Origin of the sequence: Streptomyces dangxiongensis (assembly GCF_003675325.1) — a bacterium.
Classification (GTDB): Bacteria; Actinomycetota; Actinomycetes; order Streptomycetales; family Streptomycetaceae; genus Streptomyces; species Streptomyces dangxiongensis.
Genome location: NZ_CP033073.1, coordinates 7741733 through 7760789 on the forward strand (window position 1 = coordinate 7741733; position 19057 = coordinate 7760789).

General features: G+C 73.7%; 9 protein-coding genes. 7 read left to right on the top strand and 2 right to left on the bottom strand.

Annotated elements, in window-relative coordinates:
- Positions 1–23: 23 nt before the first annotated feature.
- Complete coding sequence (locus D9753_RS34830; protein WP_121790630.1) at positions 24–1703, bottom strand: AMP-binding protein; 1680 nt, start codon at positions 1701–1703, stop codon at positions 24–26.
- A gap of 137 nt (positions 1704–1840) precedes the next feature.
- Complete coding sequence (locus tag D9753_RS34835; protein WP_121790631.1) at positions 1841–2347, bottom strand: carboxymuconolactone decarboxylase family protein; 507 nt, start codon at positions 2345–2347, stop codon at positions 1841–1843.
- Positions 2348–3861: 1514 nt separating this feature from the next.
- Here D9753_RS34835 and D9753_RS34840 point away from each other — a divergent pair.
- From D9753_RS34840 to D9753_RS34870, 7 genes are all read left to right on the top strand, one after another.
- Positions 3862–4482 (top strand): response regulator transcription factor, encoded by a 621-nt coding sequence (locus tag D9753_RS34840; protein ID WP_163010873.1) that lies wholly within the window; start codon positions 3862–3864, stop codon positions 4480–4482.
- Positions 4483–4737: 255 nt separating this feature from the next.
- Positions 4738–5775, top strand: a complete 1038-nt coding sequence (locus D9753_RS34845) for a hypothetical protein (RefSeq protein WP_163010874.1) — start codon at positions 4738–4740, stop codon at positions 5773–5775.
- Between the two features lie 203 nt (positions 5776–5978).
- Positions 5979–9929, top strand: a complete 3951-nt coding sequence (gene eccCa, locus D9753_RS34850; protein WP_121790634.1) for a type VII secretion protein EccCa — start codon at positions 5979–5981, stop codon at positions 9927–9929.
- Between the two features lie 72 nt (positions 9930–10001).
- On the top strand, positions 10002–11393 hold the full coding sequence (gene eccD / locus D9753_RS34855; protein WP_121790635.1) for a type VII secretion integral membrane protein EccD: 1392 nt from the start codon (positions 10002–10004) through the stop codon (positions 11391–11393).
- Positions 11394–11402: 9 nt separating this feature from the next.
- Positions 11403–12806 carry a type VII secretion protein EccB gene (eccB, locus tag D9753_RS34860; RefSeq protein ID WP_121790636.1) on the top strand — a complete coding sequence of 468 codons (1404 nt, stop codon included), beginning with the start codon at positions 11403–11405 and terminating at the stop codon, positions 12804–12806.
- Positions 12806–15688 (top strand): hypothetical protein, encoded by a 2883-nt coding sequence (locus D9753_RS38830; RefSeq protein ID WP_121790637.1) that lies wholly within the window; start codon positions 12806–12808, stop codon positions 15686–15688. The genes eccB and D9753_RS38830 overlap by 1 nt, the downstream gene beginning before the upstream one ends.
- Positions 15685–19014 carry a right-handed parallel beta-helix repeat-containing protein gene (locus D9753_RS34870; RefSeq protein WP_121790638.1) on the top strand — a complete coding sequence of 1110 codons (3330 nt, stop codon included), beginning with the start codon at positions 15685–15687 and terminating at the stop codon, positions 19012–19014. Before D9753_RS38830 ends, D9753_RS34870 begins: the two co-directional genes overlap by 4 nt.
- Positions 19015–19057 lie beyond the last annotated feature (43 nt).

A 19057-nucleotide genomic window follows, 5' to 3' on the forward strand; every position in this document is an offset into this window, starting at 1 on the left:
GTTCGCCGGGATTCTCCCGGCCTCTACGGCGAGGTGACGCCCGTCCCACGAACACCGGACCCCGCCGCCTCACCCGTGAGGCCCAGTACTTCGCGCAGCCGGTTCTTGTCCGGCTTGCCCACACCGGTGAGTGGGATGTGGTCCACAAGGTGTACGGCTGTAGGGGTGTACATGGCGCCTCTGCGCTGGATGATGAACTCGCGGACGTCGTGCGGCAAGGACACCGGCTGTCCGGCACTCGCGGGTACGACAGCGACGTGCAGTTGCTCGGTTCCTTGCCCGTCGGGTACGCCGAAGACCGCGCACTGTGCGATGCCGGGGTGGGTGAACAGGACGTCTTCCACATCCGCCGGGTAGATGTGTCCGCCGACGACGATCACCGTCTCCTGGACCCGGCCGACCAGGTACAGGTAGTCCTCGGCGTCCTGATGCCCGATGTCGCCGGTGCGTATCCAGCCGTCGTTGAGCACCTCGGCGGTCAGTTCGGGCCTTCGCCAGTAGCCGCTCATCATCATGGGGGTCCGGACGTGGATCTCACCGGTCGCCCCGGTCGGCAGCACGTGTCCCGCGGGGTCCCGGATCTCGATGCGGACGCCGGCGGCCGGCCGGCCGACGCTCACGCGGCTGCTTCCGTGCGGCGCCGCTTCCGCGGCGTCCCGCACCCGGCCGTGTTCCCCGGGCAGCAGCTCGGTGATACAGCCGGCCTCGGTCTGGCCGTAGGAGCCGTGGAGCACCGGTCCGAATGCCGCCTGCGCCTGGGCGAGTCTGCTGCTGGCCACTGGCGTGCCCCCGTAGACGATCCGGCGCAGCGTCGACGTGTCGGTCTCGGCGAGGTGGGGGTGGTCCAGCAGGTCGTACAGCAGCGCAGGCAGCAGCCACAGATCGGTGATGCGTTCTTCAGAGAGCGCGGCGAGGACACGCGCGGGATCGAAGCTGTCGTGCATGACGACGCTTCCCCCTGCCAGGAGGGCGATGTCGGTGAGGATGCCCGCCATGTGCGCGAGCGGCGTGCAGGCCAGGAGACGAGGCCGTTCGTCCGGGCTCAGGGCGGCGGCGCTCCGAATGAGCAGATCCCGGTAGGGCCCGTGGGCCATCCGGATCCCTTTGGGGATGCCGGTGGTGCCTCCGGTGTGCCGGATGCACCAGTCGTCCTTCGGGTGTGCCCTCCCCCTGAGGGGCCGCGGCCGATGATGTGCCGCGTCCTTCATCAGGTTACCGCCGAAGGCGTCCTCGTTGTCGCCCGTGGGCCCCAGCGTGCGGACGAGCGGCACTCCGGTCGTCCGGAGCAGGGCCGCAGCGGCTGTCCGCAGCTCGGGGTCGAGCACCAGGAGCGCGGTCCCGGTGCTGTCCAGGATCGCCGCGTGCACTGCGGTGGCCTGCCCGTGACTGAGGAAGACCACCCGGGCACCGAGGAGGTTCGCCGCGTACCGCACGGCGAGTGCTTCGGGACGGTTGCCCGTGAGGAGTGTGACGGTCTGTCCGCGGCGGATTCCGAGAGCGGTCAGTCCGGCCGCGACCTGGAGGATGCTGTCGCGCAGCCTGCCTGCCAGGACCGAAGTTCCGTCCTGCGTGGCAACTGCCGGACGTTCAGGGTGCCGGCCGAGTACGGCCAGCAGGTGCTCGACGTAGCTCTCGTACGGCGCGTGGGAAGGAGCGGCGGACTGCTTGTGGTCGTCGGGGAGCGGGAAGGGGGCGCTGGGCATCGCGGGTCCTTCTTTCAGTGCGGCACGGCCGAGGCTCGGTGCGGCGTTGAAGCATCGACGTTGTGTGTCCGCACGTGGGTAGGAAACGCCCGGTGCGGGCCTGCGGGGCCCGCACCGGGCACAGGTGGGACGGGGTGTCAGTTCCAGGGGTCGGTGAAGGAGCGGCCGGGCACCGGCTTGGCGATCAGTGCCACAGCGGTGAAGAAGTTGACCTGTCCTATCGCGAGCATCAGCGTGGCAAGTGCTCTGGGGTCGTAGTGCTCACTGACCTCGGCGTACAGCGCGTCGGACACCCGCTCCGCACGCGGACTCGGGGTGAGTACCGCTTCCGCCAGAGCCAGCGCCGCACGTTCGGCGCTGGTGAAGTACGGCGAGTCCTGCCAGGACGCCACCGACGTGATCCGTTCCTCCGACGTCCCGGCCTGGCGCAGGAACCCGGTGTGCAGCACCGTCAGGTAGGTGCTGCCCGCGAGTTGACCGGCGCGCATCTGGACCAGGCTGATCGTGGTGCGTGGCACCGAACCATTGCCCACGGCCTTGAACAGTGCTGCCGACACCTCTGCCAGTTCCGGAACGAGCCCGGCGGGATCCTCGAACATTCTCGGGGCCATCGGGACTTCGGCTGTGATCGATCGTGTCTCCATGGTGAGCAACTCCTGCATCGTGGTTGTCGCTGTCACCGCTTTGACGGACCACCGGGGACGGATGTGACACCTCGACGAGTTTTTTTCAGGAAGCGGACCGGAGGGACCGCACGGAATGGCCATGGCCGAAGCCCGTGTGTCCCACCTGTGCGGTCTCCTACGTCGACGGCGGCGTCCACGGCCTGCGCCTGTAGGCCGCGGCCCCGGCACGAGCGGGCCCGCGGCGTGCCGGAGCGCACGGGGCGTGGGACGACGAAGCTCCGCCGGGACGGCCCGGCGGAGCTTCCGCGTGCCGCCGGCCGCCTCGGCCCGGCAGCGACAGGCCGCCCGGCACTCGATAACCGCCGGTCGGGTCCGCCGGTGGCGGGACGGACTCGGTGTTCGCCGCCTCGGAGCCTCCCACTTGTCCGGGGCCGCGAAGGGAACCAGGGCCGGCGCCCCGGGAAGAGGACCGAGCCGAGCGCGAACGCCGGCCCGACGCCGGGACGCCCGGTGAACCAGCCGGTGACGAAGGAGCCGGGCAGCGCGCCGACGGCACCGCCCTCCGGCGCCCTCACATCCGGGGTAGGGGCGGGCCGGCTCCAGCCGCGGAGAGAACGGGAGCCGCCACGCTCGCCCTCCGGGCGCCCACGGGAATCCTCCGCCACGGAACACGTCCTGTCCCTCGGCGCGCCGGCCGGGCTCCCCGGCAGCTCCAGTTCCTGTCGACAGCTCGGAGGGGAACCCGGATCACCGAACACCTCGGGGGCCGCTGCCCGGCGCGGCGACCGCGTGGCCGCCGTCACCTCACCGGCCACCGGCGCGTCACCGAGCCGACACCCCTCTCGTCGTCACCGTCGGCGGACCGGTTTCCGGCAACCGCAACGACCGCTGGGCTCGGCGACTTTCCGGCGCCGACGCAGCCGCCGGCCGCACGACCGTCACAGTGTCGGCCGCACGGCCGTGACAGCCGACGGCGGCCACCGCCGCACCGGCCCGGTCGTCCCCCGGGCCCTTTCACGGGCATGCCGTCTCACCCGGCCGATCCTTGCCGGGCGCGTCCAGAGGCGCGGACGGACGACGAGCGTGGCACCGGCGCGGGGCGTCCGCCCCGGCCGGACCGGTGCCCGCCGAGGCGCCCCGCGGGCACCGCCGCGCGGCCGGCGGGCGAGCGGGCGAGCGGGCGGCACGCCGCGGCCTGGCGGGAACGCGGCCGCCACTGTCCCGCGCCGGGAGGAACCCCCCTGGTGCGGCGCCGTGTCGTGCGCCCCGATGGACGGCGGCTTTGCACGCCAGGGCACTGCTCCTGTTTCACAGTGCACTGATCACCCGGGAAGTCGCGGGAGCCGGTGGGACCCCTGCCAGGATCGGTTCCGAGCAAGTGAGGACGCACCCCGCAGTACACGGGTCCGGGCCGATCCGTCGATCGGCACGGCACCCGGCGCTGACGATGCCCGGGTTCTGCTCTTGCCGGGTGCGGTGCCGTGTTCTCGAGAAGGAGACCCATGCCTGATTACGCAGATGAAGCACGCCCGGTGCCGCGCGTCGTCGTGGAGGCCGACGATCCCCTCACACGTGATGGCACGGCCGCCTTCCTGGCCGCGGACGAGCGCATCGAGCTGCTGTCGGACGGCGATTCGGCCCAGGCCGACATCCTGGTGATGCTCACCGCGGTGGTCACCGGCAAGACGCTCTCCATGATGAGCCGCGCCAGTCAGGCCACCGGCGGACGGATACGCATCGTGTTGGTCGCCGACCACATCTCGGAGCAGCAACTGGCGCTCGCGGTCAATCACGGCCTGGCCAGCTTCCTGGTGCGGCCGTTCACCAGCTTCAGCCAGATCGTCGTGGCGGCCGTCGAGGCGCACCAGGGGCGATCGGTCGTGCCCCCGGTACTGATGAGCATGCTGCTCGACCGGATGCGCACCATGCAGAAGAGCGAAACGGCCACCGGGCTGCTGCCGGTGGAGCTCGCGCAGCGCGAGATCGACGTGCTCAGGCTCCTGGCCGAGGGACTGGACACGGTGGAGATCGCCAGCAAGCTCAGCTACTCCGAGCGCCTGATCAAGAGCGTCATACAGGCCGTGGTCAAGCGGCTGGAACTGCGCAACCGGACCCACGCCGTCGCCTACGCCATCCGCATGGGCATCCTGTGACCACAGATGACGAAAAGGGTACGTCGGTTGTGCGATCGTGCACGATCCGGCTCCGCCGGTGTAACCGGCCCCTCGCCCTCCCTAGGGTCAGGTGCGTGAGGCGTTCCGCCGTGATCATCCTCCCCTGAGGTGCGCAGCCGTCCTCCGCAGCCCGTCTTCCCGCACCGGTCGACAGGGACGGCGCGTGGGCGGAGCGACACCCATCGGTCGCCCGCTGATCGATCACCCCACCCGTCGACCGGGAAAGGCATGCAGATGAGTCACCGTGAGCCGGACACCGGCGGCCCCGACCGAACCACCGGGGGGTCGGCCGGTGAAGCGGTGTGGGAGAACGAACTCCCCTGGCAACTGGCTCACCTGGGCGAGACGGGGCAGGGCGGACCGATATCCGCCGGGGACGTACCGGGCCACGGCACCGCCGCGCCGAACACCGAGACGGCCGTCCTCCCCGCCGCATCCGTCCCGACGCCCGGGGCCGACACCGACTCCGCGGCCCCCGACGCCCGGCGTCGACGGGACCGGGGTCACCGGCCGGACTCCGCCGTGCCGGAGGCCGCGGGGGACGGGCGCGCCAGCCTGCGCCTCGCTCTCGCCAAGCCGGTCCTGGCCGGAGCGGGCATGCTCGGCGCCCTGTTCCTGCTGGCGCCGACCGTGTTCGGCCAGGACGCGAGCACCCACACGTTCAAGGCGGGAGCGGGGGACTCCGGCGAGGACTACGCCTCCGAGAGGCACTACCCGGAATCCGGCGGCAGCGCTTCCCCCCGGCCGAGCGCGTCCGGCGCCACCACCGGGAAGGGCGGCGCCGGCGACGGCGGACCGCACCGCATCGCGGAGGTGGCGGCGGCCTCGCCCACGCAGGGAACGCGGAGCGTGGAACCGATGTCGCAGAGCCACGCCCCGGCCCCGAGCAGGACACCGCGGAACAGCAGCACACCGCGGCAGCAGCCGTCGCAGCAGCACTGGACGACGACCGTGGTGAACGGCACCAGCGTGCTGGAGCCCGGGCAGAGCTGGAGCACCGACCGGATCGTGCTGGCCTTCCAGGGCGACGGCAACCTGGTGCTCTACGACACGAAGGGCACCCCGCTGTGGTGGTCGGGCACCGTGGGACAGGGCGCCAAGGCGGTCTTCCAGGCCGACGGCAACTTCGCGGTGTACACCCAGAGCGGTGAGACCGCCTGGTCCAGCAGAACGGACGGCCACGACGGCGCCCAACTGGTCCTCGGGTCCAACGGGAACGTCACCATCCGCTCGGGCGGCGCGGTGCTCTGGTCGACGGGGACCACCATGTGACACCCCGTATCCCAAGGGGCCGCCCCTCCTGACCGTCCGTCCCGACCGCCTCCCCCGAGGTCGGGACGGACTCCCTCCGTGCCGCCCGCCCCTCCCGTCCGAGAGGCGGGCGGCACGGCAGGGCTCTCCCCGGTCGCCCCCGGTGGGCGCCCCCCCGTTTTTTCGCCCCCCGCCAGAGGTCTCGCCGGCTGGAGATCCACCTGATGAACACCGTCGTTGTCAAGCGCCCACCGCGAGCATCGGGACCCCCGGCACCGGAAGGCCAGATAGAGCTGGCCCAGCCTCCGGTGCTCGGCGAACCGGCCATGGCCGACCTGGGATCCGTCGTCGTCATGCTGCCCATGGGCATCGGCGCCGGGGCGATGGGCATGATGTTCTTCGTCGGCGGCTCCGCGACGACGTACATGATGTCGGGGATGATGGGCATCGCGATGATGTCCATGGGGCTCGGCCAGCTCGGCCGGTCCGGCCTCGACCGCAAACGCCGGATGCGGGCCGAACGGCGGGACTACATGCGCTACCTGGCCCAGCTACGCGGCCAGGTCCGGGAGGCCGCCGCCGCACAGGTCACCGCCGCCGTGTACGACAACCCCTCGCCCCGGCAGCTATGGTCGCTGGCCCGGGGCTCCCGGGTGTGGGAACGCCGGGCCGCGCACGACGACTTCGCCAAGGTCCGGATCGGACTCGGCACCCGGCGTGCCGCCCTGGAGCTCGTCCCGCCGCAGACCAAGCCCGTAGAGGACCTCGACCCTCTCGCCGCCATCTCGCTGCGCCGCTTCGGCGAGGCGTTCCAGACCGTGCCGGGCATGCCGATCCCGGTCGCCCTGCGCAGCTTCACCAGCGTGGAGTTCGCCGGGGACATCGACGACGCCCTGGACCTGGTGCGGGCCATGCTCGGACAGCTGGCCGTCCTGCACTCGCCCGACGAACTGCGCGTCGCCGTCCTGTGCGACCGGCAGGACCGGGACGCCTGGGAGTGGGTGAAGTGGCTGCCCCACAACGCCCACCCCCGGGAACGCGACCAGGCCGGTCCGCTGCGCCTGGTGGCGACCGACCACGGTGAACTGCTCGACCTGCTCGGCCCGGAAATCCTCGACCGGGGAGACCACGACCCGCAGGCCACTCCCAGCGCCGCCGAACCCTTCGTGGTGGTCGTCCCCCACCGGACGCAGGTCCCGCCCGACTCGCGCATGCTGGGCAACGGGCTGCGCAACACCGTCCTGCTGGACCTCACGGGTGCCATGCCGGGCGGCCCTTCCGTCCTGAGGCTGACCGCCGAGAACGGCACCGTCTCCTTCCCGGTCGGTGACGACGCGCGGGCCCAGGCCGAGGCGGACGCCCTCAGCCTGGACGGAGCCGAGAACCTGGCCCGGCTGCTGGCCCCCCTGCGCACCGGCGGCACCATCGACCTGACGGACAACCCGTTCGAGTCGAACTTCGAACTCACCGCCCTGCTCGGCATCCGCGACGTGCGCGCCTTCGACGTGGCCGCCCAGTGGCGGCGCCGCACCGACCAGGCGGCGCGGCTGCGCGTGCCCATCGGGGTCACCGAGAACGGTGAGGTCGTAGAACTCGACCTGAAGGAGTCCGCCCAGGCCGGCATGGGCCCGCACGGCATGCTGATCGGTGCCACCGGCTCCGGCAAGAGCGAACTGCTGCGCACCCTCGTCATCGGTCTGGCCGCCACCCACTCCTCGGAGATCCTGAACTTCGTCCTGGTCGACTTCAAGGGCGGCGCCACCTTCCTCAACATGGAACGGCTGCCGCACACCTCGGCCGTCATCACCAACCTCGCCGACGAACTGCCGCTGGTGGACCGCATGCAGGACTCCATCAACGGCGAGCTGATACGCCGTCAGGAACTCCTCAGGAGCAGCGGATACGCCTCGTTGTACGAGTACGAGAAGGCCCGGCTGGCCGGCGCCTCCCTCGCCCCGCTGCCCTCGCTGCTGGTCATCGTCGACGAGTTCTCCGAACTGCTGGCCAGCAAGCCGGAGTTCGTCGAACTGTTCGTCACCATCGGCCGCGTGGGACGCAGCCTCGGCGTGCATCTGCTGCTGGCGTCGCAGCGCCTGGACGAGGGACGCATCCACCGCGTCGAAGGACACCTGTCCTACCGCATCGCGCTGCGCACCTTCTCCTCCATGGAGTCCCGCAGCGTCATCGGTGTCGCCGGGGCGTACGAGCTGCCGTCCACGCCCGGCAACGGCTACCTGCGGGTGGACACCACCAACCTGGTGCGCTTCAAGGCCGCCTACGTCTCCGGCCCCTGCCCGGAGCCGCCCGCCACGGGGCCGGTCCATGAGCCCACGGGGGCGGGGCCCGGCGAACCCGTGGACTTCGGCCTCGACCAGCAACGGCCGGTGCCCGGCGCGGACGAGCCGGCCGAGACCCGCCCGGAGCCCGAGCCCGCCGCCCACTCGGACAGCGACGAGACCCTCCTGGACATCCTCATCGAACGGCTCACAAACGCCGGTCCCCCCGCCCGGCAGGTCTGGCTGCCGCCGCTCGCCGAGTCGCCCAGCCTCGACCAGCTACTGCCCGGCATCGTCCCCGACCCGGTGCGCGGCATGACCGCCGAGTCCCCCGACCTGGGCAGCCTGCGGGTGCCCCTCGGCATGGTCGACCGACCGCACGAGCAGGTCCGCGAGCTCCTCGTCGCCGACCTTTCCGCGGCGGGCGGACACCTGGGCCTGGTCGGCGCCCCGCAGACCGGCAAGTCCGCCCTGCTGCGCACCCTGATGCTGTCGCTGGCGCTCACCCACACCCCCGAAGAGGTCCAGTTCTACTGCCTCGACCTCAGCGGCGGCGGCCTCGTCTCCACCGCCGGCCTCCCGCACGTCGGCTCGGTCGCCACCCGGCTGGAGCGCGACAAGGTGCTGCGCAGTGTCGAGGAGATCGCCCAGCTCCTGGAACGCCGCGAGCAGGTCTTCACCGCCCGCGGCGTCGAGTCGATGGCGGCCTACCGCGAACTGCGGCGCGCCGCCGGCGTGGACGACCCCCACGGGGACGTCTTCCTGGTCGTGGACGGCTGGGGCACGCTGCGCCAGGAGTACGAGGACCTCGACGAGCGCATCACGGCCATCGCCTCGCGCGGCCTTTCCTTCGGCATCCACGTCGTGGTGTCCGCGGTCCGCTGGTCGGAGATCCGCAACAAGCTGCGCGACCTGCTCGGCACCAAGTTCGAGCTGCGGCTCGGAGACACGATCGAGTCCGAGGTCGGCTCCCGCCAGGCCGCGGGTGTCCCGCAGCAGCCCGGCCGCGGACTGACCTCCTCCGGCCACCACTTCCTGTCCGCGCTGCCCCGGCTGGACAGCTCGTCCGCCACCGACGACCTCACCGCGGCCACCAAGATCGCCGCCGCCGAGATGGGCACCTTCTGGACCGGGCGCACCGCTCCGGGCGTACGGCTGCTGCCCAGCACCCTGCCCGCCGGGCAGCTCCCCCCGCCGGAGGGGGACCTGCGGGTCTGCCTGGGCTGGGACGAACAGCGTCTGCAGCCGGTCTGGCACGACTTCTCCGCCCACGCGAGCCTGCTCGTCTTCGGCGACGCCGAGACCGGCAAGACGAACGCCCTGCGTCTGATGGCCAGGGCGATCACCACCCGCTTCTCACCCGCCGAGGCCCGCATCCTGCTCGGCGACCCCGAGCGCGGACTCCTCGCCGACGTGCCCGAGGAATACCGTGCCGGGTACACCGTCGACGCCGACGGGCTGCGGCAGCTCGCCCAGAGCGTCGTGGTGACCATGACGAAGCGGCTGCCCGGTGCCGACGTCTCGCCCGAACAGCTCGCCGAACGTGACTGGTGGCAGGGGCCACGACTGTTCATCCTGATCGACGACTACGACCTGTTCGTCGCCAGCAGCCTGGACAGCCCCACCACCCCGCTCGTTCCGCTGCTGGCCCAGGGAGCCCACATCGGCATGCACCTGGTCATCGCGCGTTCCACGTCGAGTGCCATGCGCGCCATGATGGAACCGCTGCTGCGCCGGGTCTGGGAACTCGGCAATCCGGCCCTGGTGCTCTCCTACCCGAAGGAGGAGGGCAAGTTCATCGGCGAGGCCAGGCCGCGCACCCTCCTCCCCGGCCGCGCCCAGTTGGTCACCCGGCGCGATGTCCGGCTCGTCCAGACCGGTCTGGTGGACGACGCCTGACCGCTCCCTCCGGCGGACACGGACCCCGCCGCACCGCCACCACGCAGGCCGCCCCACAGGAGCCCCCACCCCATGTCCCTCTCCAGCATCATGCCGGACCTCGACGGTACGGCCGTCTGCCGGATCACCGTCGTCGGACCCGAGCGCCGTGCCGACCTGGGCGTGCCCACCGCCCTCACCCTGGGCACGCTGCTGCCCGTACTCGCCGCACGGCTGGCACCCGACGGCGCGCCCGCCGGCGGGTACGTCCTGCAGCGTCTGGGCGAGGAGCCGCTGGACCCCGACGACACCCCCGAATCCGCAGGCCTGCGCGACGGCGACCTCCTCCACCTGCGCCCGGTGGAGGAAGTCCTGCCACCGCTCGTCTTCGACGACATCGCCGACGGCGTCGCCACGGTCGTCGGCTCCCGCTCCGACCGCTGGCGGCCCGAGCTGACCCGCCGTCTCTTCCTCGCGCTCGCCTGTCTCGCGCTGGCGGCGCTCGCCCTGTTCACCCTGGCCGTCGAGCCCGACGGAGCCGCGGCGGCCCAGTCGGGCGTCGTGGCCGTGGCCCTGCTCACCGGATGCCTCCTGGCGGTCAGGGCCGACGCCGACGCGGCCACGGTGCTGGTGACCGGGGTGGCGGGCTGGGCGTTCGCCGCGGCGGCCGGCCTGATCCCCTGGCGCGGTGCGACCGCGCTCCTGGCACCCACGGGACACGAACTCCTCGTCGGCGCCACGTGCGCGGCCGTGGCCGCCACCGTGCTGCTGCTCTCCGGCAAGGTGCCCGTTCAGGTCTTCGGCGCCCTGCTGACGGTGGCGGTCACCGCCGAGGCCGGCTCCCTGCTCTCCCTCGACCTGGGCTGGTCCGCGACCACGGCCTGTTCGGTGGTCGCCGTCACCATGTTCGTGCTCAGCACCGTCGCGCCCCGGCTCTTCCTTCGCCTGGCCGGCCTGCGGGTGCCCCAGCTTCCGCGTAACGCGGACGAACTGCAGGAGGACATCGAGCCCGCCACGGAACCGGCCGTCGCGCGCCGGGTCGCCGCCGCCGACGCCCACCTCACGCTGTTCACCGTCGGTGCCTCCGTGGTCTACGCCCTGGACCTCGTGCTCCTGACCCGCCGCTCCGGATGGTCCGACTGGCTGCTCGCCCTGACGCTCGCCGCCGCCGTGACCCTGCGCTCCCGCAGCGTCACCGAGATCTGGCAGCGCGTCTCGCTGGCCCTCGCCGGGACGCTCGGGCTGATCCTGGCCGTCGCCTGGCTGCTGGTGCCCGGCGGTCCCCAGGCCCGGGCAGCGCTGGCTGTGCTCCTGCTCGCGGCGGTGGCGGCGCTGCTGGCCGCCCGGCGCCTGCGCACCCTGCGCCTCCTGCCGATCTGGGGTCACGTCGCCGACATCCTGGAGACGGTCACCGCCATCGCTCTGATCCCGCTGCTCCTCCAAGTGCTGCACGTCTACTGGTACTTCCGCACCCTGGCCGGTTGAGAGGACCTCGTGCAAAGCCGTCGTGACCATGTCCACGCCTACCAGTTCGCCACCGGAAGACTCGCGGCAGCGCTGGTGACGGGAGAACCCGCCACGGGAGAGCCGCCGGCCCGCCGGAGCGTCCTGGGTGTGGTGCTCGGGCTGCTCCTCGCCGTCCTCGCCTGTGCCGGGTTCGCCGTCTACGGGCTGATCAAACCGGGCGGCAACACGGCCTGGGCCCGGCCGAACGCCATCGTCGTGGAGAAGGAGACCGGAACCCGCTTCCTCTATGTCGACGGCGTCCTGCACCCGGTGGCCAATTACGCCTCCGCGCTGCTGGGCGCCGCCGGCGGGGGCGGCGGCACCGCCGTGCACACGGTCTCCAGCAACTCGCTGTCCGGTGTGCGGCGCGGAACGGAGATCGGCATTCCCGCCGCCCCGGACTCCGTACCCCAATCCGCGGCGCTGCTGACCGGCGACTGGACCCGGTGTCTGACGCCGGGCCGGAACAAGGGGGAGACTCTGGACTTCGCGCCGGCCGGTGCCCCGTCCGCGCCCCGCGCCCCGGTGACCGGCCGGCGCGCCCTGCTGCGCGCCGCCGACGGCACCGAGTACCTGCTGTGGAACGGCGTCCGGTACCGGCTCGGCGACCGTTCCACCATCGCGCTGCAACTGGACGGACAGGACCCCCTGCCCGCCCCCGGTAGCTGGCTGGCGGCGCTGCCCGCCGGCCCCACCGTGGACGCCGCCGACGTGCCCGGCCGCGGCAAAGAGGGCCCCCGTGTCGGTGACCGGCCGGCCCGTGTCGGCGACGTGTTCACGTCCGGTGCGGACGGCAAGGGCGTCGCCCAGTTCTACGTACTGCGCTCCGACGGCCTGGCCCCGCTGACCCGTACCGAGTACGAGCTGCTCGCGACCAGCAAGGGCGCGGCCGAACCCCGCGAGGTGACTCCCCGGGACGTCGCCGCCGTCGGCGGTTCGGCCGACCGTTCCCTGCTGCACCGGCTGCCCGACTTCCTGGCGGGCCCCGTCCTGCGCCCGGGCGCCTCGGCCGTGTGCCTGCGCCAGCACGTCACCGGCGCCACCCGGGTGCACACCGCGGTGACCCTCGAGAAGCGTCCCGCCGCCACGGCGCCGCCCGTCGACGTCCCCGTCGGACAGGGACTCCTGGTCCAGGCCCTCCCGCTGCCGCCGCGCGGCGTCACCCCGCAGGTGTACCTGGTCACGGAACTGGGCGTGAAGTACCCGCTGGCGGACCAGGACACGCTGTCCGCCCTCGGCTTCGGCGGCGGGCAGGCGCGTGCCGTGCCCCGGGACGTCCTCGACCTCCTGCCCACCGGCCCGGCGCTGTCCCGCACCGGCGCCCTGGCGGCCGCACCCGTATACGCGCCCGCCACTCCCGCGCCGTCCGCGACCGCCTCGAAGGGCCGCTGATGGCACTCGGAGTCAGGCTGCGCCGGGACGCGGAGGCACCCGACCTGGACACCCGCCGGGTCGGCCACGCGCTGCTGATCCACCCCAGGGGCGAACTGAGCGCGCAGGCCGTCGCCTTCGCCGAGGGGCTGCCCGACGACCCCGAGCACCGGGTCGTCGTCCTCGACCTGCCCACCGACCCCGGCGACGCCGCCTGGACGGTCGTCGCCCGGCTGCTGGGCCGCGGCCACCCCGGCGGCTACCGCCTGGTCCCGGGCCGCACGCTGCCCGGCGGGACCGTGCCGGTCGGGCAATGGCTCGCCGACCGGCTCGACCGCGCGGTCGTCGTGGCCGACGGCGCGGTGGTCCCGGCGGCCGGCGGTGTGCTCTACATCCCCGCCGACCGCGGACCGGGATGGGTACGCCTGCTGCCGCGCCGGCCGCCCACCCCCGTCTCACGCCGTTTCCCGAAACCCGCCTGGGAGTTCACCCTCTCCGACCGGGCCTGGCGGACCAGCGACCAGGCAGTGGTCGATCCGCTGCCCAGCGGGGTGTGGCTGCACGGCGACGGTCACGACGGCGCGCTCTCCCCCCACCGGGGCCTGCTGGTGTCCCGGCTGGCGTACCGGCCCGACCTGCTGACCGTGGTCCTCGGCTGCCCGGGCGGGGACGCCCTGTCGCTGGACGACGTCTCCCGGTTCTGGCACTCGCTGCTGCCCGGCGTCCGTGATCTGGTGCGGTTCGTGGCCTACGGGCCCCTGGCGGTGCCGGACGGACCCGGCCCCGGCCAGGCCCTGGCCGACCGGCTCGACGTCCCCGTGACCTTCGACAACGGCCTGCCGGTGAGCCACACCCCGGGGGACATCCCCGAGGTCCACGCCCTGGACGCCGACGGCTCGCCCGGCTGGGCGGCCTTCGCCCGGCAACTGCGTTTCACCCCGGCCCGGTTGACCGGCGGGCGGCCCACCGAGCCCGCGGTGGTCGGCCACCGGCCCGCGTTCGGCGACCTGCCGGAGATAGCCCCGGGCCGCTACCGGTACGACGAGGCCGTGCTGGAGGTGGTGCCCAGCGGCCTGTGGCTGCGTCCGTCCGAGGAACCGGAGGAGGCCGCCGTCATCCGCTCGGCCGCGCCGTCCGCCCGGCACGTCAACGTCGTCTTCGGCAGCGCCGCGCACGGCGGCGGCCGGATGCGCGAACTCGCCGAGCGTCTGCTGCAACGGTTCGACCCCGCCCTGCGCGCCCTGGCCAGACTGGTACCCGCCGTGGAGCTGGTCCGCCAGGCGGCGCCGCACGAACCGACCGCGCGCCGCGCCGTGGAGGCCGGCCCCGGCGCGGGCACGGAGGGGGCCGCCGACGGGTACGGAGCACTCACGCCCGCTGCCGCGGCCGGCACGGCGCCTCCTGCGGCGACGGCTACGGGTCCCGAGGCCCCCGGCCCGCGGGTCCGGCTCGCGACCGCCGCACCGGACTTCGGGACGGCCACGGCCGGGACGACGTCAGCGCAGGCGGCACCGGCCGGTGTCGCGCCGAACGGCACGACGGCGGCCGCCGCCGGCCCGGCCGCGACGGGGGAGTGGGCACCCGCTCCGCCCGCCGGTGCGGCCGGGCCCGCGCCGGGCGCACCCGCCCACGCGGCGGACACCACCGCGCCTCGCCTCCCGGACCCCTCCGCCCCCGAACGCCTCGCCCCCACGACCGCCGCTCCCACGGGGCCCGACCTTCCCCTGCCGCCCCGGCCGGAGGAGCCCGCCGGTCAGGCCCCGGGCGGCGTGTCGCCGCCCGGACAGCCCGCCCGTTCCCTGCCCTCCCGGCCGCCGCTCCCGTCGCTCAGGCTGGTCTCGGCACCCGGACTCCCCTCCGCCCCCGCGGACGACGGGGCACCCGACGCCCCCGTCCCCGGTCGGCCGGACGAGGGCGCGGCGGCGCACCCGCCGATGGCGTCCGCGCCGCCCGCCGACGGCCCCGCCCGCGCCGAAGCCGTCCCCCCGGCCCCGCCCGCCGGGACCGGTGAGGCCCCCGCGCGGGCGCCGGACACGGCGTCCGCCGCACCCGGCGCCCGCGTCCAGGCCGTACCCAGCCCGGCCGCCTGCGCGGTACCGCCCCGCAAGGACATCGCCCGGGAACGCGAGTGGATGCGCAACGCCTTCCGGCAGCAGTACAACGACGGTGCCGGAGCCGTCGCCCGGCTCCTCTCCGAGTCGCCGGGCCTGCGCGGAACCGTCCAGACCTCCACCGAGGACGTCCTCACCGACCTGGTGGCGGCCCGCCTCTACCTGCGGGGCGACAGCGCCCTGCTCGACCGTCAGGTCCGCGGGGCCACCGTGGGGCCGCACGTCCCGCTCGCCCGCTGCGTCGCCGCGGGACTGCGCAGGCTGCCCTCCTACCGGGGCGCCACCGTCCTGCGCGCCGCCCTCGGCGGCGCCGAGTGGGACTGGTACCGGCGCCGCACCCTCGTCACCGAATGGGCGTTCTGCTGGGCGCTGACCGCCGCCGCGCCCGAGCTGCCCGGCGACGCCGACGTCCTGATCTGGTCGATGACCGCACGCCGTACCGCCCTGCTCGACCCGGACCAGCCGGCCCGCGTGCTCTTCCTGCCCGGCACGACCTTCAAGGTGCTGGCGGTCCGCGACGGCGACCGGCGGTCCGTGCTGCTGCGCGAACTGTCCGCGTCGGAGATCTCCGCAGACGGCCGGGTCGACACCGCACGCACGGCACTGGACGACATGGCCCTGTCCGGGCTCCAGCAGGCGGACCGGACCTGGCAGGCCGCCGAACCCGGGGCGGCCCCGAACCTGTCGCCCGAGCAGGCCGCCCGGTTCACCGCCCCGCCGGGACTCATCCTCCCCGCACCACCGAACCCCACCGAGACCCCCGCCCCACCCGGAAAGAGGACAACACCATGAGCCGGCAGATGCTGCTGGTCTCCCAGGACGGCTCCGCGCCCTACCGCACCATCGGTCAGGCCCTGGCGGACGCCTCCGACGGCGCCCTCATCACGATCTCCGCGGGCACCTACCGCGAGGCCCTCGTCATCGACCGGGTCGTCACCCTGGCGGCCGGCTCCGAGCCGGGCGGGGTCCGCGTCGACGGCGGCACCGCCAGCGCGGTGGTGATCGCCGCCGAGGCGGCCCAGCTCAACGGGCTCACCCTGGAGGGCGGCGGCGAACAGACACCGGTGGTCGAAGTGCGCCACGGCGAGGCGTCCCTCCAGCAGTGCACGGTCTCCGGAGACGCCTGGGCCGGGATCCTCGCCTGGCAGCGGGGAACCCTCATCGCCCGCGGGTGCCGGGTGACGGGAGCCGGCGGGGCGGGCATCGTGGTGACGTCTCCCGGTGCCAACGTGGTGGAACAGACCACGGTGGCCCAGACCTTGTCCTCCGCGATCGTGGTCGCCGAACGCGGACGGCTGACCGTGCGTGACTGCCGCCTGGCGGAGTCCGGCGGCAACGGCGTCTGCGTCAACGGAAACGCCCGTGCCGTCGTGGAGACCACCGAGATCACCGCCAGCGCCCAGCCCGCCCTGGTCGCCGAGCAGAACGGCAGCGCCGAGCTACGCGGGGTCACCGTGACCGCCAGCGCGGGACTCGACGCCTACCTCACCAGCCGTGGCGAGGTCGTCCTCACCGACTGCGTGTTCACCGGCTCCGGCGCCGAGTCCGTCCTCGTCGGCGGGAGCTCCGCCCCGGCACTGTGCGGCTGCTCGATGACGGGAGCCGCCCGCACCGGCGTGCGGATCACCGAGTCGGCGAAGCCGTACCTGGAGGACTGCCAGGTGGCCGGTTCACCCGTCGGCATCCGGGTGGACGGCGGCAGCCGCGCCGTGCTGCGGTCGGTCCGGGTGAGCGACGCGAGCGGTGACGGGCTGCTGGTCGCCGACGGCGCCGCCGTCGAGGGCGAGCGGCTGTCGGTCTCCGGCGGGACCGGCGTACGCCTGGCCGGCGGAGCCGAGCTGGCGCTGCGCGACACGGAGGTGGCGGCCGGGTCCGGGCCGGCCGTCGACGTCCGCGAGGGCGCGACCGCCCGGCTCACCGGCGTGCGCCTCGGCGCCGCGGGCGCGCCGGGCCTGGCCGTCGCCGGGGCCACCGCCGTCGCCGAGGCGTGTGTCCTGCGGGACTGCGGAGTGCTCGTCGGAGCCGACGCGCGGGTGGAGCTGAAGGACACCGAGCTGGTCTCGTCGGACGCGGACGGCGTCCGGGTCGCGGGCGGCGGCGACCTCACGGCCGTCGGCTGCCGCGTCCACGGCGCCCACGGGCACGGGGTGCACATCCAGGCCGGCGGTCGCGCCGATCTCACCCACTGCGTGGTCTTCGACAACACCGGGGACGGCATCCGCACCAACACCGAGGAGCCGGTGCGCATCCAGGACTGCGAGATACGGGACAACGGCGGCCAGGCGCTCCACCGGCTGCGCTCCAGCTCCCGGTTCGACGCCGCGAACGTGACCGGGGCGGAGGGCGGCGGGGCCGCGGTACCGGAGGGCGGACACCGGTGGTCGGACACCGGGAACACCCCCTCCGGCCAGGACGGGCGGTCCACCGCGCGCCACACCGGCACCGGCCCGCTGACCGAGATGGACGCGCTCGTCGGCCTGGAGAGCGTGAAACAGGAGGTCACCGCCCTCATCAACCTCAACAAGATGGCCCGGCGCCGCGAGGAGATGGGCCTGCCCATGCCGCCGATGAGCCGGCACCTGGTGTTCGCCGGCCCGCCCGGCACCGGCAAGACCACGGTGGCCCGCCTCTACGGCGCCGTCCTCGCCGAACTCGGCATCCTGACCCAGGGACACATGGTGGAGGTGTCCCGCGCCGACCTGGTCGCCCAGATCATCGGCGGTACGGCCATCAAGACCACTGAGGTCTTCAACAGGGCCCTGGGCGGTGTGCTCTTCATCGACGAGGCGTACACCCTGACCAACCAGTCCAAGGGCACCGGCCCGGACTTCGGTCAGGAGGCCGTCGAGACCCTCATGAAGCTGATGGAGGACCACCGCGACGAGGTGGTGGTCATCGCCGCCGGCTACTCGGAGCACATGGACCAGTTCCTGGCCTCCAACCCCGGCATGGCCTCGCGCTTCTCCCGCACGGTGGAGTTCCCCAACTACACGGTCGAGGAACTGGTCACCATCGTGCGGGGCCTGTGCGCCAAGCACTACTACGAACTCACCGACGGCGCCCGGGACGCGGTGAGCCGCTACTTCGAACACGTCCCGAAGGGGCCCACGTTCGGCAACGGCCGGGTGGCCCGCCAGGTCTTCGAGTCGATGATCAACAGACAGGCGTCGCGGCTCGCCGTCTCCGCGCCGGGCAGCGACTCCGAGCTGAGCCGCCTGACCGAGGCCGACGTCGAGACGGTGCCCGAGGCCCCCGCGCGCCCGGACGAGAACGCCGCGGCGAGGGGTGCACCGTCGGGCCAGGCACCGCCCGACGCCCCGGCCGGCCGGGGCGTCGCCCGTATCGCCGGGCTCGTCGGCCTCGGTGACGTACGCCGTGCGCTGCAGGACCGTCTCGCCGCGCTCGTGGCGCTGCGCCACGCCGGCGAGCCACCGGCCGGCCGGGCCAACCTGGTGTTCGCCGGCCCTGAGGGCAGCGGCCGTGACGCGGTGGCGGTCCTGTACGCCCGCGCGCTCGCCGAACTCGGCCTGCTGCCCACCGGTACGGTGCACCGGGTGCTGATGTCCGCATGGCCGGCCCGCTGGCCCGGCCAGGCGGAGGCCAATGTGCTGACCGCGTTCGGCGAGGCGGCGGGCGGCGTACTGGTGCTGGAACTCGACGAGTTCTTCGGAACCCGCGCGCTCCCCGAGCGCACCGCGCTGGTCGCCGCGGTGCGGGAGGCGGCCGCTGTCCAGGACGACGTGGTGCTGGTCCTCTGCGGCGAGCCCCGGCCGCTGGCCGGTTTCCTGGCCACGGCACCGGGAACCGACCTGGCCGGCTCCTTCGCGGGGCGGCTAGACTTCGCGCCGTACTCGCCCGGGGAACTGGCGCTGCTGGCCGTACGACGGCTGACGGCGACCGGGCTGGAGGCCGGGGACGGGATGCTCGAGGCTCTGACCGAGCACTTCACCCGCACTCCCGCCGCGCGGGGCGCCCTCGACGCGCACGCCTTCGCAGACCGGCTGGCCGATCTGGCGGTGTCGCGCGTACTGGGCGGCGCCGACGTGTCCGACCTGCTCGACTCGCTCGACGAGGACGCCCTGGACAACGTGCCGGAGACGACGACGGTCCTCACCTAGCGGCCGGGCAGGCCCTCCGTACCAGGCGCCGCTGCGCCGGAGC